This is a genomic window from Pseudomonas sp. BF-RE-22 (assembly GCF_019956155.1).
Lineage (GTDB): Bacteria > Pseudomonadota > Gammaproteobacteria > Pseudomonadales > Pseudomonadaceae > Aquipseudomonas > Aquipseudomonas migulae.
This window is the reverse complement of record NZ_JAHBDD010000037.1, coordinates 25,012-45,392: the sequence shown is the minus strand read 5'-3', so window position 1 is coordinate 45,392 and position 20,381 is coordinate 25,012. Positions and strand designations below refer to the sequence as shown.

The following is a 20,381-nucleotide window of genomic DNA, read 5'->3' as shown; positions in this document are numbered from 1 at the left end:
GCTGCGGGCGGCGTTCCGACGATCGCATCAACACGGTTTTTCAGATTCACCGCGGTGATGCCATCGTCGGAACGCCGCCCGCAGCAAGCCGGCTCCTACAGGTCAGTAGTGATACCACTTCAGCTCAAGCATCACTTCATTCTCAGGTGTGGCCAGATGGCTGAATTCGCGCTGGGCGCTCAGACGCAGACCCAGGTTGCGCGACAATTCCCACTGCTGGTTCAGACTCAAACTACGGCGCACTTCGCCATTGGTGAAGAAATCCCCCTTGGCCTCCAGGCTGAAATTGCCCAGCGGGTTCTTCCATAGCACACCGCTGTTGAAACCCGCCGCGGGGGCGATGAAACCGGCGAAGTCGTTATTGTGTTCGACGCGTACGGTGCCCAAGGCAAAACCGAGCATGTCGTCGCCCAGTTGCCACGTGCCGCCACCGCCGCCGTTGACATGGCTGACGAGGGTTTCATCGTCATGTTTGCCCGGCACCCGCTCCAGGCCGCCGGTGACCTGCCACGACAGCGGTTGCAGCAGCTCGTTGCGCGGGGTCAGGGAGCGAATGGTCGCCAGATCCAGTTGCTGCAACTGCCACTGATTGCCTTCGTACTGGCGCAGTTTCATCTGCAGGATTTCGATCTGCGCGCCGAGGGGAAAGCTTTCCGAGTTGTCGTTGAGGTCGTGATACGCCATGCGCAGGCCATATTCACCGAAGGCCTTGTCGCCCCGGGTGCCGAGGCCGGCCTGCCAGGTGCGCGATTCATGGCCATCTTCGGGCAAGCCCGGTTGCGGGATGTCCAGCTCCGGCGCCGGGTTCTGGTTGATCGCCCGCAGCAATTCAAAACTGCGCTGAGCTCGCTGCGGGTCGCGTTCCTGGCCGTTGGCGCGGTAGCGTTCGAGCCGGTAAGCCGCGTCGATGATCAGCGCCTGGCGTTCGCGCGGTTGCGCCTTGAACGCCGGCTCCTGCAACTGTTTCTGGTCGGCGCTGACTTTCAGCACCCATTGCTGCTCTTCAGGATTCAACGGTTCGGCGCGGCTCAGCAGTTCACGCTCGCGGGACGGCCGATACTGAATGGACTCCACCAGGCCGGCTTCTTTCACCGCTTTGACCGTGTCGGTGGGGATGGCGGTCAGCGGGAATTGTTCGGTCAGGCGCAGGCTTGGACGCGCCACTTGCAGCAGTTCCAGCAGGCGATAGGAGCAGTTTTCGTCGAAGAAGAAATAGTCGAACTGGATCTGCTTGAGTTCCCAGACGTGCTCGACCATGCGCTCGGTTTCTTGCTGCGTCAGGTTCAGCCGGTATTCCCACAGGTCACGGTTTTCGAGGCTGCGGTATTCCGAGAGTTTTTCCTGATACGGCACCAGCGCAAACAGGCCCGGGTAGCCGCCCATCAAACCTTTCCAGGCGTAGAGAATGCTGTTGTCGGAACCTTCGATGTAGGCGCCGAAGTTGATGGCGTAGCTGAGCAATGACGTCTTGTCGCTCTGCACATCCGCCTGATCGATGCGCAGCAGCGTGTGGCCGAACATCGATGACGGACTGTTCAAGTAGGCTGCCGGGAAAATCATCACCGCGCTGTGGGGCGAGACATCCTTGAACCATTGCTTGAATTCGGCACAGCCCAGGGCCGGCAAGTCAGTCAGGTTGAGTTGCGCCTTGAGCCAGCGGGTACGCGCCGGGTAGACGCATTGCGCATGTTTTTCGCCGGCACTGGCCGGGGCGTACAGCGCCTGCACGGTGGCCGCGAGTTCGCGGTCGGGGTGTTCGTTGCCATCGGGCGCCAGAAAGAATTTCCTGTCGCTGACATAGCTGCGCCAGCCACCGAGCTTGGCGGTTTCGTAATGCCCCAGGGAAATCCAGAAGGGGTCGTTGGCCAGTTGCTGCAAACGTTGATTGTCGATGTGAGGCGCGGCGGACAGCGGGGCGCAGACACAGAGCGCCAGCCAGGCAAGGCGTTTGAGCATAGTGGGCAACTTAAGTCGAAAAAAATAAAGACCCGGTACGGAAGATCCGTCCTTGTAGGAGCCGGCTTGCTGCGGGCGGCGTTCCGACGATGGCAGCGCTGCGTTGTATCTGGACAACCGCGTTGATGCGATCGCCAGCAAGCCGGCTCCTACAATTGAACGGTATGGCCGAAAGAGGGCAGGTCCAAAAAATAAAACCCGCTCCCCGAAAGGAGCGGGCGGGTCGAGCTTAAGCTTGAGTTGCGTACTTGGCCAGACGAGGATCGGCCTTCAAAACGGCCAGGGTGTTGGTATGCACATCTTCTGCAGTCACGTCAGCCTTGCTGAAGATCTGCTGGAAGTGCTCGTGAGTCACAGCCGCGAAATGCGCACGGTCTTCCGGCGCCACGCCCAGTACCACGGCGTAGGTCGTCAGCGCTTCGCCGTTACCTTTAGCCATGTCTTCGGACAGCTCGTTCATCATGCCATTCATGGCAAACCAGGATTTGCCGCCATAAGTCAGCGACGCATTAGTCGCGCAACCGTTGGTACCAGAGGTCATACCGAACGTTGCGTTGCCGGAAGTGCCGTTGGTGGTGGATGCCAGGAAGTGAGCCGGGGTGCCACGCTGACCTTCGAACAGCATGTTGCCCCACCCGCAATCCGGGCCGCCTGGCGCCTGTGCCATAGCGTTGATGGATACAGCGGTGAAGAGAGTACCGAGAAGAATCCGTTTCATAGCTTTGTTCTCTTTATGTGCGTACCAATGGACAAGGGTTCTGGCCCGGCTCTGTACGAAAACTGCCTGCGCGACGATCAGGCTGCGTTGAAAATAGACTCGGAATGCTCATGTGGGTCCCCCACACTCCGCTTCCTCGTCTGTTTTCGCCTTGCCTGATCGCCGCTCGGCGAGTTTTCGTACAGACCACTACGGCGCCAGTGGGCCGGTTATTGTTCCAGCCGCGCAGCTTGGAGTTTAGGCACGTTCCAAGGGTTCCGTTACTTTTTCCGAAACATTCGTTGAAAACATTGATTTAGACCCGGCCCGCCTGGGGATGCCCGTTTGGCTATGCTTTGGCGAAAGGCGCGCCTTGCAAGTGGGGTATGGGCAGCGCCAGAATGCCGCTATCTGCCCCGCCTGATGTAAGGAAGCCCGATGCCTGATCCTGTTGCTGCCAGCTTGCGTCTAGCGCCCGAAGCGCTGACCCGTCCGTTTTCCGCTGAACAGTTCAGCTTCTCTACCACCAATGATCTGGAGCCCTTCCGCGGTGTGCTTGGCCAGGAACGTGCGGTCGAAGCCTTGCAGTTTGGTGTGGCCATGCCACGCCCCGGTTACAACGTATTCGTCATGGGCGAGCCTGGCACTGGCCGGTTTTCGTTCGTCAAACGCTACCTGAAGGCCGAAGGCAAACGCCTGCAGACCCCGGCCGACTGGGTCTACGTCAACAATTTCGATGAACCCCGCGAGCCGCGCGCCCTGGAATTGCCATCGGGCACGGCCGGCGCGTTCATCGGTGATATCAACGCTTTGATCGACAACCTGCTGGCGACCTTCCCGGCGGTCTTCGAACATCCGTCTTATCAGCAGAAAAAAAGCGCCATCGACCGCGCCTTCAACCAGCGCTACGACAAGGCGCTGGACATCATCGAGCGCCTGGCGCTGGAGAAAGAAGTCGCGCTATACCGTGACGCGAGCAACATCGCGTTTACCCCGATGAGCGAAGGCAAGGCGCTGGATGAAGCTGAATTCGCCCAGTTGCCGGAAGCCGATCGCGAGCGTTTCCACGAAGACATCTCCGGTCTGGAAGAGCGTCTGAACGAAGAACTCGCCAGCCTGCCGCAGTGGAAGCGCGAGTCGAGCAATCAACTGCGCCACCTCAACGAAGAAACCATCACCCTGGCCTTGCAGCCGTTGCTGTCGCCGTTGTCGGAAAAATACGCCGAGAACGCGGCGGTGTGCGGTTACCTGCAAGCCATGCAGGTTTACTTGCTGAAAACCGTGGTCGAGCAATTGGTCGACGACAGCAAGGTCGATGCGGTGGCGCGCAAGATGCTGGAAGAGCAATACGCGCCGAGCCTGGTGGTCGGTCACTCGGCCAGCGGCGGTGCGCCGGTGGTGTTCGAGCCGCACCCGACCTACGAAAACCTGTTTGGCCGCATCGAATACAGCACCGATCAGGGCGCGCTCTACACCACGTATCGCCAGTTGCGTCCCGGCGCGTTGCACCGTGCAAATGGCGGTTTCCTGATCCTTGAAGCAGAAAAAATGCTCAGCGAGCCGTTCGTATGGGATGCGCTCAAGCGCGCCCTGCAATCGCGCAAACTGAAAATGGAATCACCGCTGGGTGAGCTGGGGCGTCTGGCCACCGTGACCCTGACACCGCAACACATTCCGTTGCAGGTCAAAGTCGTCATCATCGGTGCCCGGCAGTTGTATTACACGCTGCAAGACCTCGATCCGGACTTCCAGGAGATGTTCCGCGTTCTGGTGGACTTCGACGAAGACATCCCGATGGTCGACGAAAGCCTGGAGCAGTTCGCCCAGTTGCTGAAAACCCGTACCTCCGAAGAAGGCATGGCACCGCTGACCGCCGATGCGGTGGCGCGTCTGGCGACCTACAGCGCGCGTCTGGCCGAGCACCAGGGGCGTTTGTCGGCGCGGATCGGTGACTTGTTCCAACTGGTCAGCGAGGCGGATTTCATTCGTCACCTGGCCAGCGATGAAATGACCGACGCCGGGCACATCGAGCGTGCGCTCAAGGCCAAGGCCACCCGCACCGGGCGCGTTTCGGCGCGGATTCTCGATGACATGCTGGCCGGGATCATCCTGATCGACACCGATGGCGCGGCCGTGGGCAAGTGCAACGGGCTGACGGTACTGGAAGTCGGGGATTCGGCGTTTGGTGTCCCGGCGCGGATTTCCGCCACGGTGTACCCGGGTGGCAGCGGCATTGTCGACATCGAGCGTGAGGTCAACCTCGGCCAGCCGATTCACTCCAAAGGCGTGATGATCCTCACCGGGTATCTGGGCAGCCGTTACGCCCAGGAATTCCCGTTGGCGATTTCCGCGAGTATCGCCCTGGAGCAATCCTACGGTTATGTCGATGGCGACAGTGCGTCGTTGGGTGAGGCATGCACGTTGATTTCGGCGTTGTCGAAAACACCGCTCAAGCAATGCTTTGCAATCACCGGCTCGATCAACCAGTTCGGCGAAGTGCAGGCGGTGGGCGGGGTCAACGAGAAGATCGAAGGCTTCTTCCGCCTCTGCGAAGCCCGCGGGCTGACCGGTGAGCAGGGGGCGATCATTCCTCACGCCAACGTGGCGACGCTGATGTTGGACGAGAAGGTGCTGGCGGCGGTGCGCGCAGGGCAATTCCACGTTTACGCAGTGCGCCAGGCTGACGAAGCGCTGAGCCTGTTGGTCGGCGAGCCTGCCGGTGCGCCGGATGAAAATGGCGAATTCCCAGAAGGCAGCGTGAATGCGCGGGTGGTGGAGCGCTTGCGGGTGATCGCGGAAATGATCAGCGAAGAAGACCTGAAAGAAGCCGAGAAAGAAGCGGCACAGGAAGCGTTGGTCGAAGCCAAGCCGGCCTGACACAGAGGAGTCCCTGTAGGAGCGAGGCTTGCCCGCGAAGAACGATAACGCGGTTATTCCGGCAAACCGCGTCATGGCTTTCGCGGGCAAGTCGGATCGCCGCACCGCTCGCTCCTACAAGTGCCATCACTCTGACGTCAATATTCACACAATGACCATTCGGCGCCTTCTGGTCTCAGTTGGCGTGCGGGTCTGACTTTTCTTCTATTCTCAGCTCAAGGACATCGACAGTAATCACTGGATCGAGACAGTTCTCCCGTGGGAGCTGAATACCGGATCTACCGAGGGTCGCCGCCATGTCGCGCAACCTCTGCCTCACCCGTCAATGCCTGGGCCTTGTGACCCGTATCGAATGTGCCATCAAGCCATTGGCTGGTGATACGGGCATGTGGACTTTGCTTTTCGCCGCCGGAATGGCTGGCGAACAACCCTCAGCCATCAAAGCCCAAGGTCCGTTTCCTGGGCCCTTCGCGGCTGAATCGATCCTCGACACCATCGTTGAAAGCCTGACGTTGCATGGCTATGAACTGGCCGATGACCCGCAAATCTGGTGCCTGCACCTGCAAGCCCAGCTACGGGAAATCAATGGTGGGCGCTGCCGCAACATGGGCGGCTTCGAGTTCCGCCCCGATCACTGAGACGACTATTGGGCGAGGCTGGACGTATCAGCCTTGTCGAGTTTGACCTCGAATCCATACTGCACCGTGGTGAGATCGGTTCGCTGGTAGGTTTCCAGCTGCGCCGGCTGGCCGTAGAAGTAATGCACGCTGAATAACGCCGGGCCCTGCGCACTTGCATCGTGAATGACCGAAAGAATCTCCTTGAGATAGTGGCCGCTGTCGTCCCTGGCGAAAAAGCGCCAGTCCTGGGCGGGGAACAGCTTCAGATCAACCACCAGTGCATTGCCTTTCAGTTCCAGGCCTTTGGGCAGCCGGTCGGTTTCAAGTGTCTGCTTGTCGACGGTGGCCAGGAACAGCGGCATGGAACCCACCGCAAACGCCGGCGTTTGCGCGAACAGGTTCAGGTCATAAGTGATGATGCCGCGCAGGGGATCGACCTGGTAAGCCTCGGGCGGCAGTTCGATCGGCTCGTCGCGTTGACCGCTGCTGTCCTCGGTAAAGAAACTGACCGGGCTATCGCCAGGGCTGAAGGACGTGCCGAGCAGTTCATCGTTGAAGCTTCGGGTGTGATCGAACTCGATGCGCGCCGCGCTCGGGTCGTCCACCGATTGCCGGATGCTGACGCTCTTCTTCAGTTGCTCCTCACTGAGCGTTGCGCCTTTGAGCCAGGTCGGTGCCTGATCGTCGTACACGACCACGGGTAAAGTCAGTGGCTGGATGGTCTTTGCCGTGGTGTGTTGATCGAAGCGACGGATCGGCAGGTCCAGGTCCTTGCGCGTGACTGTGGCCGCCGAAAAGTCCAACAGGCTGACTTCAAGGGTTTCGATCGGGCCGTTGAAATACACCTTGGAGTAGTGCCTGGTTTGTTGCTTCTCAAACGCGCGTTGTTCTTGATCGAGCTGCCTTTCGAAGGCTTCGCTCCAGCTCTTCTGCTGTTGCATTTTCGCCAGTTGTTTCTGGTAGAAGGCAATTTGCGCGGCGGTTTGGTTGATCGAACCCGAGCGTGAGAGAAATTGCCCGGTGGCGTCCCTAGCCTGGACGACCGACGGGTTGAAGGGTATCTCGCTGACTTCCGGGGCCAGCGGCGCGCTGTTGCTGAACTCGATTTCGGCGTAGTTGTTTGTCAGCTTCAGCAGCGTGACGCTCAGGTTGTCATTGCTGCGAGTCTGGCCGACGTCTTTTTTTGTCAGTTCGAAGCTATAGAGCCTGCGCGGGGCGATGACTTCGACCTTGCCTTGCAGGCTGACGGGCTGCGGCTGGTTCTTGATTTCCATGCCCAGGCCGTCGATGAAGGGGTAAGTCACCGTGAGATCGTCGGGGCTGGTCAGGTTGGAGCTCGACGGGCTCAGTTGAATGCCCGGATCGGTTTCCGACCACTCCGGCTGGAACGGGATCACGCGTTTGTTGCTCAAGGTCACCGACTGCCATTCCAGGCCGTGGGGAAAGAGAAACTCGGCCGGAATGTTGAAGTTGAACGGGAACACCGGTTGCAGATCGGTCAGGTAGTCGGAGCTGGAATCCTTGTGCAGCACGAACAGGCCGTTAATGTACGTGTCGACCAGCGCCTGTGGCGTGGGGTAGTGCTTGAGCACGGCGAGGACATCTGCGCCGTACTCGGTTTCCACCGGTTTGCTGTCGAGTTTGAGTTGCGCACGTTCGAGCAGCAGCAGGGAGCCACCGAGTTCGGCCACGGCATCCTTGAGTTTCGGGTCCTGGATTGCGTCGAGGGAGGTTTCGAATTGCGCGGTCTTTTCCTCAAGGCTGACCTGGCGTTTGTCATCGTCCGGTGAACAGCCGCTCACCAGCAGGGCCAGACAAATCCCGGCGCTCATTAAAGGCAATCGCACATCCATTTCCCGTCGTCCTGTCCGATGTCGCAGAGGTGTCAATGCTTTGGACACTAGCAGAAAAACCTTGTCACACACGCGCAGGTGGCGGATTTTCCGAGTGTTTCTGGCTGTAACGGGTGGCTGGTATACTCGCGGCCATTTCCAGCCCACGTGTGAGATTCAATGGAACGCTTTATCGAAAATGCAATGTACGCCTCCCGCTGGCTGCTGGCGCCGATCTACTTCGGTCTGTCCCTCGGGCTGCTGGCCCTGGCGCTGAAATTCTTCCAGGAAGTCTTCCACGTCATCCCTAACGTGTTCTCGATGGCCGAGTCGGACCTGATTCTGGTGCTGCTGTCGTTGATCGACATGGCGCTGGTGGGCGGTTTGCTGGTGATGGTGATGATTTCCGGCTACGAGAACTTCGTTTCCGAGCTGGATATCGATGACAACAAGGAAAAGCTCAACTGGCTGGGCACCATGGATTCGTCTTCATTGAAGATGAAGGTCGCGGCGTCCATCGTGGCGATTTCGTCGATTCACCTGCTGCGGATCTTCATGGACGCCAAAAACGTCGATCCCGAGCATTTGAAGTGGTACGTGATCATCCACATGACCTTCGTGGTATCGGCGTTTGCCATGGGGTATCTGGATAAACTCACCAAGCACTGATCCTCACCAGGCACTGTAGGAGCGAGGCTTGCCCGCGAAGGCGTCGTGACAGACAACACTTATGTCGACTGACACGACCTCTTCGCGGGCAAGTCGGATCGCCGCACCGCACGCTCCTACATGAACGGTGTGAAACAGACGGGCGGTGGCGTTTATGGCTTGTACTTTGATGCTGTGAGGCCTATGCCTGTATGAATGCTGGCTCGCCACTGCGTGAGGTGCGTTCATGAACTTCGTAGAGTTACGTGCTTATGCCATCGCAGGGAAAGTCGATGAGCTGAACCTGATCTCCATGGAAGGCGGGATCTACCTGCTGGAGGCGCGCATGCATGGAGCCGCCTACCCGTTAAGTGATGCTCACGGCGTGATGGTTCACCTGCGCTCGGTCGAGCATGCGCGTGAAGTGCTGCATAACTTTCCCACCTTGCCATTCAACCTTGTGCATACATCGGTTCACGATGAAATGTGCGGGTTGGGTGCGAGTGCGGGGGAAAGCCTGAAGGTGCCGATTGCCTTCGGTTCTGCCTGGCAGCACTGACACCCCCTCATCAGCGCAACGACATCTGTGCTAGTCTGCTGGCCCTTTTGGTTCCGGGCGTTCCGGGACGCGCTGTGCACGCACGGCAAGTTCCAGGGCCGTCCGCACAGCGGAGCAGTGTCATGTCCGAAGTAAATCTGTCCACCGACGAAACCCGCGTCAGCTACGGCATTGGCCGTCAGTTGGGCGACCAACTGCGCGACAACCCGCCGCCGGGCGTTAGCCTGGACGCAATCCTGGCAGGCCTGACTGACGCTTTCGCCGGTAAGGAAAGCCGTGTAGGTCAGGAAGAAATGTCCGCCAGCTTCAAGGTTATCCGTGAAATCATGCAAGCCGAAGCAGCTGCCAAGGCTGAAGCGGCTGCTGGCGAAGGCCTGGCATTCCTGGCTGAAAACGCCAAGCGCGATGGCATCACCACCCTGGCTTCCGGTCTGCAATTCGAAGTGCTGACCGCCGGTGAAGGCGCCAAGCCGACCCGTGAAGACCAAGTGCGTACTCACTACCACGGCACCCTGATCGACGGCACTGTGTTCGACAGCTCCTACGAGCGCGGTCAGCCTGCAGAATTCCCGGTAGGCGGCGTGATCGCTGGCTGGACCGAAGCCCTGCAACTGATGAACGCTGGCAGCAAATGGCGTCTGTACGTGCCGAGCGAACTGGCTTACGGCGCTCAAGGCGTTGGCAGCATTCCGCCGCACAGCGTACTGGTCTTCGACGTCGAGCTGCTCGACGTTCTGTAAGCCTGACTACCTTGTAGGAGCCGGCTTGCTGGCGATCCATGCGCCTCGGTGTTTCAGTTGCACCGCGGTGATGCCATCGCCAGCAAGCCGGCTCCTACACGGTTTGGGGTTTCTCATATTTCTAGCTTGTGATGCAGTTCATGCGACGGGCGCAATGCCCGGGCGTAGCAGAACAGAAACAGATTGCGCACCAGTTCCTTGAGCACCACCGGCTCGCTGGAACTCAAGCCGTTGACGTCCAGGTCACCCTGATCCTGCAGCTCGTTCAAGGCTTCTTCTTCAAGCACCGCACAGACTTCCCCGGTTTCCCGATGCAGGATCCTGAGGTAGGGGTGTGGGCGGTCCAGCCAGGCATCGATCAAATAAGTCATGGGTCTCATCTCCATTGATTGGTTTCAATGAGAATAATTCTTATTCATCAAATAGCAAGGGCCTATTGGCGGTTTGTGATTTTTTCCGGGTAAAGATTGCGTAAGGTCAAAGCGGCTGGCGTTTGGCTATTGCGAGGAAATACGGGGCGAAGCGGGGGAGGACGAAGCACCATCCCACGCCGGGCGCGGGATGGAATACAGCAGGTTCAGACTTTTCTGACGAACTCGGATTTGAGCTTCATCGGGCCGATGCCGTCGATCTTGCAGTCGATGTCGTGATCGCCATCGCACAAGCGGATGTTCTTGACCTTGGTGCCGACCTTGACCACCAGCGATGTGCCTTTGACCTTGAGGTCCTTGATCACGGTGATGGTGTCGCCGTCTTGCAGGACATTGCCCACCGAATCCTTTTTCACGGCGTCATCGGACGCCGCTTCGGCTTCGCCGCTGGCGGACCATTCGTGGGCGCACTCCGGGCAGATCAGCTGCGCGCCGTCTTCATAGGTGTATTCGGAATTGCATTTCGGGCAGGGTGGCAACGTGCTCACTAAAGCTCCTTGGATTCAGGATCGCTAAAAAGCGCACATTATATAGGGTTTTAGCCGGGAGGGGGTCTGTAGGAGCCGGCTTGCTGGCGATCCAGTCGCCGCGGTGCTCCAGAAGCACCGCGGTGATGCAATCGCCAGCAAGCCGGCTCCTACGAAAAGCAGATCAGTGAGTGCGGGCGACCGCGAATTCACTCAGCTCGACCAATGCATCGCGGTATTCGCTGGCGGGCAGCGCGTCGAGGCATTTGATCGCACGGGCCACGTAGTCGCGGGCCAGTTGCGCGGTGTACTCAAGCGAACCGGAAGCATCAACGGCCTCGCGAATGCTTTCCAGGTCCTCGATGCCACCTTTCTGGATCGCCTTGCGCACCAGGGCAGCCTGTTCCGGCGTGCCTTCGCGCATGGTGTAGATCAGCGGCAGGGTCGGCTTGCCTTCGGCCAGATCGTCACCGACGTTCTTGCCCAGGGTCTCTGCGTCACCTTTGTAGTCCAGCAGGTCGTCGACCAGCTGGAAGGCTACGCCCAGGTGATCGCCAAACGTGCGCAGGGCTTCAGCCTGTTCCGGCGTGGCTTCGCAGAGGGCGGCGGCGCTGTGGGTCGAAGCCTCGAAAAGCATCGCGGTCTTGCCGCGGATGACTTCCATGTAGGTTTCTTCGGTGGTGCTCGCGTCACGAACCTTCGACAGCTGCAACACTTCGCCTTCGGCGATGATGCGCGTGGCTTGCGAAAGGATCTTCATCACCGGCATGGAGCCCAGTTCGACCATCATTTCGAAGGAGCGCGAGTACAGGAAGTCGCCTACCAACACGCTTGGTGCGTTGCCCCACATGGCGTTGGCGGTCGAACGGCCGCGGCGCATGCCGGACATGTCGACCACGTCGTCGTGCAGCAGGGTGGCGGTGTGCAGGAACTCGATGGTCGCTGCCAGCAGACGCAGGTCGTCGCCTTCGCGGCCAAGGGCCTTGCCACACAGCAGCACTAATAAAGGACGCAGGCGTTTACCACCGGCCGAGGTAATGTAATCGCCGATTTTCGATACCAGCGGCACTCGGGAAGTCAGCTGCTTCTTGATGATGCCGTCGACGGCGCTAAAATCGTCCGCCACCGCGCGGTAGAAAGCTTGGGGTTGCATCAGCGACAGTCGCTCCAGAAGGGTTGCGCGGCATGCTAGGACCCACGTCGGCGGGTGTCAAGGCGCGATGGACGGCCTCTTGCAACGCCACGGTAGCTTGCGTACAATCGCGCACCCTGAACTTCCTGGGCAGCACCTGCCTTACGCAATTGCAAACTGGCCTTCCAGCCATATGCAGCCATGCCAGCCAATACCTCTTCTTATAAAGAGCTGGGTGAGCAGGATTATCGGAGAAATACCATGTCGTACGCAGTAATTGTTACTGGTGGCAAGCAATACAAGGTCGCCCCAGGTGAATACCTGAAGATCGAAAAACTGGAAATCGCTACCGGCGAATCCGTTACTTTTGATCGCGTTCTGTTGGTCGCCAATGGCGATGACGTGAACATCGGCGCTCCAGTTGTTGCTGGCGCTACCGTTGTGGCTGAAGTGATCTCCCAAGGTCGTCACGATAAAGTCCGCATCATCAAGTTCCGTCGTCGTAAGCACCACATGAAGCGTATGGGCCACCGCCAGTGGTACACCGAGATCAAAATCACCGGTATTCAGGCTTAATTTCAGCCTAATTCCTCACTAGGAGAATTGACTCATGGCACACAAAAAAGCTGGTGGTAGTACCCGTAACGGTCGCGACTCAGAAGCCAAACGCCTTGGCGTGAAGATGTATGGCGGCCAGGTTATCATTCCGGGCAACATCATCGTGCGTCAGCGCGGCACCCAATTCCACGCCGGTTACGGTGTTGGCATGGGTAAAGATCACACTCTGTTCGCTAAAATCGACGGCGTGATCAAGTTTGAAGTAAAAGGCGCTTTCAACCGCCGTTACGTGAGCATTGTCCCGAAGACTGAAGTCGTCGCGGCATAATTACGTAGATGCTGGAAAAGCCCTGTCTCGCGACGGGGCTTTTTCGTTTGTGGGGTGAGTCTCTTGCAAAGCTGTTTGTAATGAGCTCCAGCGCTGGATTTGCGGTCGTTGATTGAGGTCGCTGCGCTCATTTTTGCAAGAGTCTTATGTCTGGATTTTTTCGGCTCGTCCGTATGGCGAGAGGCGTTTTGTTATGAAGTTTGTTGATGAAGTATCGATTCGAGTAAAGGCCGGTGACGGCGGCAACGGTTGCATGAGCTTCCGTCGCGAGAAATTCATCGAAAACGGCGGCCCGAACGGCGGCGACGGTGGTGATGGCGGCTCGGTCTACATGATCGCCGACGAAAACCTCAACACCCTGGTGGACTACCGTTACACCCGGCACTTCGATGCCGAGCGCGGTTCCAACGGCGGCAGCACCGACTGCACCGGCAAGAAAGGTGAAGAGTTGGTACTGCGTGTGCCGGTCGGCACCACAGTCATCGACGCTGCCACTCAGGAAGTGATCGGCGACCTGACCAAGGCCGGTCAAAAGCTGCTGGTGGCCCATGGCGGCTGGCACGGTCTGGGTAACACCCGTTTCAAATCCAGTACCAACCGTGCTCCGCGTCAGACCACTCCGGGTAAACCGGGTGAAGCGCGTGACCTGAAGCTGGAAATGAAGGTGTTGGCGGACGTTGGTCTGCTGGGTTTGCCAAATGCTGGCAAAAGTACCTTTATCCGTTCGGTATCGGCCGCCAAGCCGAAAGTCGCCGACTACCCGTTCACCACGCTGGTGCCGAACCTGGGTGTGGTCAGCGTTGATCGCTGGAAAAGCTTCGTGGTCGCGGACATTCCGGGCCTGATCGAAGGTGCTTCCGACGGCGCTGGCCTGGGGATTCGCTTCCTCAAGCACTTGTCGCGTACCCGTTTGCTGCTGCACCTCGTGGACATGGCGCCACTGGATGACACCAGCGCCCCGGATGCGGCCGAAGTGATCGTCAGCGAGCTGACCAAGTTCAGCCCGTCCCTGGCTGAGCGTGATCGCTGGCTGGTACTGAACAAGTGCGACCAGATCCTTGAGGAAGAGCACGATGCTCGCGTCAAGGAAATCGTTGATCGCCTGGAGTGGACCGGTCCGGTTTACGTGATCTCCGCCATCTCCAAGCTCGGTACCGAGCGTCTTTGCCACGACATCATGCGTTACATGGAAGATCGTGCTGACCGTCTGGCGAACGATCCGGCCTACAAGGAAGAGCTGGCCGAGCTCGATCAGCGCATCGAAGACGAAGCGCGCGCTCAGTTGCAGGCCCTGGATGACCAGCGTGCCCTGCGTCGCAGTGGCGTGAAGTCGGTCCATGACATCGGTGACGATGATTGGGACGAAGAAGATGTAGATGATGAAGACGGTCCGGAAATCATTTACGTGCGCGACTGATCTGTTGCGATAAACTTGAACGCCGCTCCCTGGAGCGGCGTTTTAGTATCTGGAAATCGATTGTTGGTAACAAATAGCCACGATTAACGTCACGGGCAGCGCTGGGTCGCGCTGCCCTCAAGCTAAGGTTGAAGATGATGCGGAGCAAGGTGACAGGTGCGCAGCGTTGGGTCGTGAAAATCGGCAGCGCGTTGCTGACGGCGGACGGCAAGGGCCTGGATCGCGCGGCAATGGGTGTCTGGGTTGAACAGATGGTGGCCTTGCATGAGGCGGGCGTCGAGCTGGTGCTGGTGTCCTCCGGGGCGGTAGCGGCGGGCATGAGCCGTCTGGGCTGGACCGTGCGACCCAGTGCGATGCACGAATTGCAGGCTGCTGCCGCCATCGGTCAGATGGGTCTGGTTCAGGCGTGGGAGTCGAGCTTTGCCGAGCATGGCCGGCACACTGCGCAGATTCTTCTGACTCATGACGATCTGTCCGACCGCAAGCGCTACTTGAATGCCCGCAGCACCTTGCGTGCCTTGGTCGAGTTGAAAGTGATCCCGGTGATCAACGAAAACGACACCGTGGTCACCGACGAAATCCGTTTCGGCGACAACGATACGCTTGCGGCGCTGGTGGCCAACCTGGTCGAGGCTGATTTGCTGGTGATCCTGACGGATCGCGACGGCATGTTCGACGCCGATCCGCGCAACAATCCCGATGCCAAGCTGATTTACGAAGCGCGCGCTGATGATCCGGCGCTGGATGCAGTGGCGGGCGGTACCGGTGGTGCGTTGGGTCGTGGCGGCATGCAGACCAAGTTGCGTGCGGCGCGCTTGGCGGCCCGTTCCGGTGCGCACACCATCATCGTCGGTGGGCGCCTTGAGCGTGTGCTGGATCGCCTGAAGGCCGGCGAGCGCATCGGCACCTTGCTGTCGCCGGAGCGTGGCATGCTGGCGGCGCGCAAGCAATGGCTGGCCGGGCATCTGCAAACTCGCGGCACGCTGGTGCTGGATGCCGGTGCGGTGACGGCCTTGTCTCAAGGCAATAAAAGTCTGCTGCCGGTGGGTGTCAAACTGGTTCAGGGCAGTTTCCGTCGCGGTGAAATGGTGGTGTGCGTGGCGCCGGACGGTCGTGAAATCGCCCGTGGCCTGGCCAACTACAGCGCGCTGGAAGCACAAAAAATCATCGGTCAGTCGTCTGAGGCGATTGTCGGTCTGTTGGGTTACATGGCGGAGCCGGAACTGGTTCACCGCGATAACCTGATCCTGGTCTGAAGGAATATTTGAATGCGCGTGGCAAAAGGGTTGTTGGGCTTGCTGTTGGCAATGCCGCTGCTGGCTTCGGCTGAGGAAATCGGCCAGGTGTCGACGGTGTTCAAGTTCGTCGGCCCGAACGACCGCATCGTCGTTGAGGCATTTGATGATCCGAAGGTCGAAGGGGTGACGTGCTACCTGTCCCGGGCCAAGACGGGCGGTGTGAAGGGTGGCTTGGGTCTGGCTGAAGATCGAGCGGAAGCGTCCATTGCGTGCCGTCAGGTTGGTCCGATCAACTTCAAGGGGGAGTTGAAGGATGGCGAAGAAGTGTTCAAGGAGCGTACTTCGCTAGTCTTCAAGACCATGCAGGTGGTGCGTTTCCTCGACAAGAAGCGCAATACGCTGGTGTATCTGGTGTACAGCGATCGCTTGATCGAAGGCAGTCCGCAGAATGCGGTGACGGCGATTCCGATATTGCCGTGGCGTTAATGGATGGTTGATTGACTGGCGAGCCGTTCGGCTCGCCATTTTTTTGTTCGGTGGAATTGAAGTGCTTCAGGCGCGAAGGGATTCGTATGCGGTCGTTTTTGCTGTGGTTTGTGCTGTGCTGTTCGGTGTCCGGCTCGGTATTGGCGGAGCCATTTTATGTTGGAAAGTCGCTGGCGCATCCAGTGATAAAGGGCTCTCAGGACAGTGGTGCGACGTTGGCCTTTCTCCGTGAGGCGGGCGGGGTGAAAGGTTATACCTGTCTGTGCGAGTCGCCTGATGAGGCGCCACAATTACTGGATAACTTCGGTGATGCGAGTATTGAGTCGGTGTTCTATGCCAGCCTCGACAGCGACATTGAGACGCTGATCGTGCTTTCCCGGGCTTCGGGGCGATATGCGCTTCGTGGTTACCGGTTCTCCCCGCAGGCGGGCCGATACCGCCGACTCGAAACCCTGCAGTCGGTTCTGGATCGAATTGCCAGTGGTCATAAAACCCTCAATGCCGCCCTCGTCCAGCGCGAGCTCGTTAAGTTGCCACCTTACGACTACGGTCGGCCCATGGTGAAAACCGGCATTGTCGAATTCGATGCGCTCGATCCTGCTGGCGGAACGCTGGTGGGGTATTTTGGCGTTGATGGCGTCCCGGCTTCTGCGGTGCATGGACCGGAGGATGGTCATCGTGACACCTATAAGAAGACTTTCGAGAATCGTGACGGGCATTGGCTGACGGTCACTTATGAGCGTGTCTATCCTTCGGAGGACGATGTCGGCTCTGCCTATAGGGTTAGCAGAGTGGCCTGGGAAACTGATCCGAAGCAGTATCGAGGATCGGAAGACGGTGTGTCGGTGTTGTTGAGTGAGGGCAGACTACTGGCGCGTGGTGCATTTGTTCAGGGTAAGCAGTCGGGCAATTGGGTCATCTTCGAAGTGTCGGGTGAGTCTAGCGGCGCCTACGTGGACGGGCTGCGTCAGGGGCGCTGGATTGTTCAGGATGAAGATACCGTTTCAGAAGGCATGATCGTCGATGACTTTTATGAGGGACGCTGGGTCATTCGTGCGCAATCGGGGGAGGGCGAGCTGTCGGGGTTTGATACCTACAAGCACGGTGAGTTCGACGGTCCTACCGAGCGTATGAGCCATGGTGAGATCGTCCAGCGCGGCGATTTCGTAAAGAGTCAGCAGCATGGTTACTGGATTACCAGGAGTGGCGAGGGCAGTTACCTGTGGGGCGTTCGCGAAGGCACCTGGAAGTTGAACGTTCAGGATGGGCGTGTGCAGACTGTCAATTTCGTCGCCGGCAAGAAGCAGGGAGAGTTGCGGGAAGTTGATGCGGCAGGCGTGTTGCGCCTCGTCGAGCATTATCGTGCCGACGTTCTTGATGGGCTCAAAGAAACCTATGCCGCCAATGGCAAGCTTACCTATTCGGCCAACTATGCCAATGGCCAGATTGAGGGGCGTGCGCTGACTTACAGTGAGGACGGTGCTGTGTTGCGCTCGGATATCTCCTGGCGTAACGGTTCGATAGACGGTGCTTTTCGAGACTTTCATCCCAATGGGAGGCCCGATCGGGTGGCTACCTACGAAGCGGGCGAGCCAATTGGCAATCTTCAGTCATTTGATGAGGCTGGAGTGTTGGTCGAGGATAAAAACTATTGCCATGTGGCGGACGGGAAGTACACCCGTATCAAGCTCTGCGGCAAGCAGCGAGGTGGCTTTAATAACGGCCAGTTCGACTTTGAGGCCGAGTATCTGTTCGGCAATGAGCAAAGTGTCCGGCATGTCCAGGATGGCCGAAAAGTTCGCGAAGTGTTGCTGGGGCCTGATGATCATGTGACTCGCAACAGTTACTACTCCAATGGACAGTTGGAGTGTTCGGAGGCAAAACAGGGCTTTCGTCTGATCACGGTCGAGGGGCGAGAGTACAAGGATTATTCGTATGCCAGGCGTGAGGGAGAAATGGTCTGCTATTACCAGACGGGTGTGATCAAGCGGCGATTCAACTTCAAGGATGACAAGCTGGTCGGTTGCTATACCGGTTACGACGAGGCGGGTGTTCAGAATTTTCCGCCGCCAGAAGGTTGTCCTCCGCCGAAGCCGGTGGTGTTCAATTTCGGTGAGTAGCCTTTGTCCGGAGAGTGCATCCCGTGGTGGATGTGCTCCCGGTGTGGGTTTGGGTTGAGTGACAAGGTCAAATCGCAGGCAATAAAAAACCGACCCTGAGGTCGGTTTTTTAACAAGCGTGTTACTTAGGCAGCAGCAAGGTTCAGAGCCTTGACGTGGCCATTCAGGCGGCTCTTATGGCGAGCAGCCTTGTTCTTGTGGATGATGCCTTTATCGGCCATACGGTCGATAACTGGCACGGCCAGAACGTAAGCAGCTTGAGCTTTTTCAGCGTCTTTTGCGTCGATGGCTTTAACTACATTCTTGATGTAGGTACGAACCATGGAACGCAGGCTGGCGTTGTGGCTGCGACGCTTCTCAGCCTGTTTTGCACGTTTTTTGGCGGAAGGTGTGTTGGCCACCGTCGAGCTCCTCGAAAGACTTTTTAGGAAATAGCAAACAAAATAGGCCGCGAATCATGCCGATGAGTTGATGTCTTGTCAAGGGCGGTTGAGACGTTCCGCTAAGTGGTAGGTATAAAGAGGCGGGATATTTATTTCCGGCGCTTGACCTGTAAACTCGCGAGCTTTGGCTCTGTGCTGCTGCGGCGCGGAGTATCGCATAAGTGGGCGCTTTGTTCGCCTGCTGTTTATCGACAGGCACAAACTCTTTCAATGAATCTGCTCAAATCGTTGGCCGCCGTCAGCTCTATCACGATGCTTTCCCGGATTCTGGGGTTCGTCCGTGACACCCTCATTGCGCGTATTTTTGGTGCGGGAATGGCCACCGACGCCTTCTTTATCGCCTTCAAACTGCCCAATCTGCTGCGCCGGATCTTCGCCGAAGGGGCGTTTTCCCAGGCGTTTGTGCCGATTCTCGCTGAATATAAAAGTCAGCAAGGCGAAGAGGCGACACGAACCTTTATTGCCTACGTCTCCGGACTGCTGACTCTGGCGCTGGCAGTGGTCACTGTGTTGGGCATGCTCGCTGCACCGTGGGTCATCTGGGTGACCGCGCCCGGTTTCACCGATACCCCGGAAAAATTCGAGCTGACCTCCAGCCTGTTGCGGGTGACATTCCCTTATATATTGCTGATCTCCCTGTCTTCATTGGCCGGGGCGATCCTCAACACCTATAACCGCTTCTCGGTGCCGGCCTTCGTGCCGACCTTGCTCAACGTCAGCATGATCATCTTTGCGGTGTTCCTGACACCGTATTTCGATCCGCCGGTCATGGCGCTGGGTTGGGCGGTGCTGGCGGGTGGTCTGGCGCAGTTGCTCTATCAGCTGCCGCACCTGAAAAAGATCGGCATGCTGGTGCTGCCACGCCTGAACCTGCGTGACAGTGGCGTGTGGCGGGTCATGAAACAGATGCTGCCGGCGATTCTCGGCGTTTCGGTGAGCCAGATTTCGCTGATCATCAACACCATTTTTGCCTCGTTCCTGGTCGCCGGTTCGGTGTCGTGGATGTATTACGCCGACCGCCTGATGGAATTGCCGTCCGGCGTGCTGGGCGTGGCGTTGGGCACGATCCTGTTGCCGACCCTGGCCAAGACCTACGCCAGCAAGGATCGCGCAGAGTATTCGCGGATTCTCGATTGGGGGCTGCGCCTGTGCTTTGTGCTGGTGCTGCCGTGCTCGCTGGCGTTGGGGATTCTCGCTGAGCCGCTGACGGTCTCACTGTTTCAATACGGCCAGTTCAACGCCTTCGATGCGTCCATGACTCAGCGCGCGCTCATTGCGTATTCGGTCGGGTTGCTTGGGATTATCGTGATCAAAGTGCTGGCGCCGGGCTTTTATGCGCAACAAAACATTCGCACGCCGGTGAAAATCGCAATTTTCACCCTGGTGGTTACCCAGTTGTTCAACCTGGTGCTGATCGGGCCGCTGGCCCATGCCGGTCTGGCTCTGGCGATCAGCGCCGGTGCCTGCCTTAACGCCGGGCTGCTGTTCTATCAGCTGCGCAAACAGCAGATGTATCAGCCGCAGCCGGGCTGGGCGAAGTTCGGTGCCAAACTGGTGGTAGCGGTCACGGTGATGTCCGCGGTGTTGCTGGCCGGGATGCATTTCATGCCGGCCTGGGATCAGGGCCACATGCTTGAGCGATTCCTGCGTCTGGGCGCTCTGGTAGGGGCTGGTGTGGTCTCGTATTTCGGCATGTTGCTGTTGATGGGCTTCCGTTTGCGCGACTTCAATCGCAAGGCGCTGAACTGAGGCTTTTGCCTCGATAAACACGGGCGGGCCGGCGGTTTTGTCGGTTCGATCACTTTGGGTTACGGTGTTGCCTGTCGTCGGCC

Annotated in this window: 19 protein-coding genes; 12 read left to right on the top strand and 7 right to left on the bottom strand. The window is 58.5% G+C overall.

Features of this window, described 5'->3' with window-relative positions; translation table 11 throughout:
• Positions 1-102 precede the first annotated feature (102 nt).
• Both KGA82_RS18835 and KGA82_RS18830 read right to left on the bottom strand, forming a co-directional pair.
• Entirely contained in the window at positions 103-1,956 is a 1,854-nt protein-coding gene (locus tag KGA82_RS18835) for a DUF4105 domain-containing protein (RefSeq protein WP_223451774.1), read from the bottom strand.
• A gap of 229 nt (positions 1,957-2,185) precedes the next feature.
• Positions 2,186-2,674: a DUF3015 domain-containing protein gene (locus KGA82_RS18830; protein ID WP_008028855.1), complete on the bottom strand. Its 489-nt coding sequence runs from the start codon at positions 2,672-2,674 to the stop codon at positions 2,186-2,188.
• Positions 2,675-3,091: 417 nt separating this feature from the next.
• On the opposite strand from KGA82_RS18830, the gene KGA82_RS18825 reads away from it, so the two are divergent.
• Together KGA82_RS18825 and KGA82_RS18820 are read left to right on the top strand one after the other, a co-directional pair.
• Entirely contained in the window at positions 3,092-5,530 is a 2,439-nt protein-coding gene (locus KGA82_RS18825) for a Lon protease family protein (RefSeq protein WP_192228007.1), read from the top strand.
• A 296-nt stretch (positions 5,531-5,826) separates the two neighbouring features.
• The gene (locus tag KGA82_RS18820; RefSeq protein ID WP_008028851.1) at positions 5,827-6,168 is read left to right on the top strand and encodes a hypothetical protein; all 342 of its coding nucleotides are present in this window, start codon (positions 5,827-5,829) and stop codon (positions 6,166-6,168) included.
• A gap of 5 nt (positions 6,169-6,173) precedes the next feature.
• Here the strand turns inward: KGA82_RS18820 and KGA82_RS18815 are convergent, their stop codons facing one another.
• Complete coding sequence (locus KGA82_RS18815; RefSeq protein ID WP_223451772.1) at positions 6,174-8,003, bottom strand: hypothetical protein; 1,830 nt, start codon at positions 8,001-8,003, stop codon at positions 6,174-6,176.
• Between the two features lie 159 nt (positions 8,004-8,162).
• On the opposite strand from KGA82_RS18815, the gene KGA82_RS18810 reads away from it, so the two are divergent.
• The 3 genes from KGA82_RS18810 (at position 8,163) to KGA82_RS18800 (ending at position 9,929) form a co-directional block, all read left to right on the top strand.
• Positions 8,163-8,651, top strand: coding sequence for a TIGR00645 family protein (locus KGA82_RS18810; protein WP_008037914.1), 489 nt, complete (start codon positions 8,163-8,165; stop codon positions 8,649-8,651).
• 226 nt (positions 8,652-8,877) lie between these two features.
• A complete protein-coding gene (locus tag KGA82_RS18805; RefSeq protein WP_223451770.1) occupies positions 8,878-9,189 on the top strand; it encodes a DUF6482 family protein in 312 nt (103 codons plus the stop codon).
• A 122-nt stretch (positions 9,190-9,311) separates the two neighbouring features.
• The gene (locus KGA82_RS18800) at positions 9,312-9,929 is read left to right on the top strand and encodes an FKBP-type peptidyl-prolyl cis-trans isomerase (protein WP_008028844.1); all 618 of its coding nucleotides are present in this window, start codon (positions 9,312-9,314) and stop codon (positions 9,927-9,929) included.
• Between the two features lie 113 nt (positions 9,930-10,042).
• On the opposite strand, the gene KGA82_RS18795 is transcribed toward KGA82_RS18800, so the two are convergent.
• The 3 genes from KGA82_RS18795 to KGA82_RS18785 all read right to left on the bottom strand — a co-directional run bounded on the left by KGA82_RS18795 (position 10,043) and on the right by KGA82_RS18785 (position 11,980).
• Positions 10,043-10,300 (bottom strand): hypothetical protein, encoded by a 258-nt coding sequence (locus KGA82_RS18795; RefSeq protein ID WP_008028843.1) that lies wholly within the window; start codon positions 10,298-10,300, stop codon positions 10,043-10,045.
• Between the two features lie 206 nt (positions 10,301-10,506).
• Positions 10,507-10,848, bottom strand: coding sequence for a zinc ribbon domain-containing protein YjdM (locus KGA82_RS18790; RefSeq protein WP_008028840.1), 342 nt, complete (start codon positions 10,846-10,848; stop codon positions 10,507-10,509).
• Between the two features lie 163 nt (positions 10,849-11,011).
• A complete protein-coding gene (locus KGA82_RS18785) occupies positions 11,012-11,980 on the bottom strand; it encodes a polyprenyl synthetase family protein (protein WP_008028837.1) in 969 nt (322 codons plus the stop codon).
• A 240-nt stretch (positions 11,981-12,220) separates the two neighbouring features.
• Between KGA82_RS18785 and rplU the strand changes: the two genes are divergently transcribed.
• From rplU to KGA82_RS18755, 6 genes are all read left to right on the top strand, one after another.
• A complete protein-coding gene (gene rplU / locus KGA82_RS18780; RefSeq protein WP_003176051.1) occupies positions 12,221-12,535 on the top strand; it encodes a 50S ribosomal protein L21 in 315 nt (104 codons plus the stop codon).
• 34 nt (positions 12,536-12,569) lie between these two features.
• A complete protein-coding gene (gene rpmA, locus KGA82_RS18775) occupies positions 12,570-12,845 on the top strand; it encodes a 50S ribosomal protein L27 (RefSeq protein WP_003215862.1) in 276 nt (91 codons plus the stop codon).
• A gap of 193 nt (positions 12,846-13,038) precedes the next feature.
• On the top strand, positions 13,039-14,262 hold the full coding sequence (gene cgtA, locus KGA82_RS18770; protein ID WP_008037904.1) for an Obg family GTPase CgtA: 1,224 nt from the start codon (positions 13,039-13,041) through the stop codon (positions 14,260-14,262).
• A gap of 137 nt (positions 14,263-14,399) precedes the next feature.
• Positions 14,400-15,518 (top strand): glutamate 5-kinase, encoded by a 1,119-nt coding sequence (gene proB / locus KGA82_RS18765; protein WP_017340857.1) that lies wholly within the window; start codon positions 14,400-14,402, stop codon positions 15,516-15,518.
• Between the two features lie 12 nt (positions 15,519-15,530).
• On the top strand, positions 15,531-15,986 hold the full coding sequence (locus tag KGA82_RS18760) for a CreA family protein (RefSeq protein WP_192228005.1): 456 nt from the start codon (positions 15,531-15,533) through the stop codon (positions 15,984-15,986).
• Between the two features lie 11 nt (positions 15,987-15,997).
• Entirely contained in the window at positions 15,998-18,106 is a 2,109-nt protein-coding gene (locus tag KGA82_RS18755) for a toxin-antitoxin system YwqK family antitoxin (RefSeq protein ID WP_223451769.1), read from the top strand.
• A gap of 125 nt (positions 18,107-18,231) precedes the next feature.
• On the opposite strand, the gene rpsT is transcribed toward KGA82_RS18755, so the two are convergent.
• Positions 18,232-18,507, bottom strand: a complete 276-nt coding sequence (rpsT, locus tag KGA82_RS18750; protein WP_008028826.1) for a 30S ribosomal protein S20 — start codon at positions 18,505-18,507, stop codon at positions 18,232-18,234.
• A 252-nt stretch (positions 18,508-18,759) separates the two neighbouring features.
• On the opposite strand from rpsT, the gene murJ reads away from it, so the two are divergent.
• Positions 18,760-20,298: a murein biosynthesis integral membrane protein MurJ gene (gene murJ / locus KGA82_RS18745; RefSeq protein ID WP_223451768.1), complete on the top strand. Its 1,539-nt coding sequence runs from the start codon at positions 18,760-18,762 to the stop codon at positions 20,296-20,298.
• The last annotated feature ends 83 nt before the right edge of the window (positions 20,299-20,381 follow it).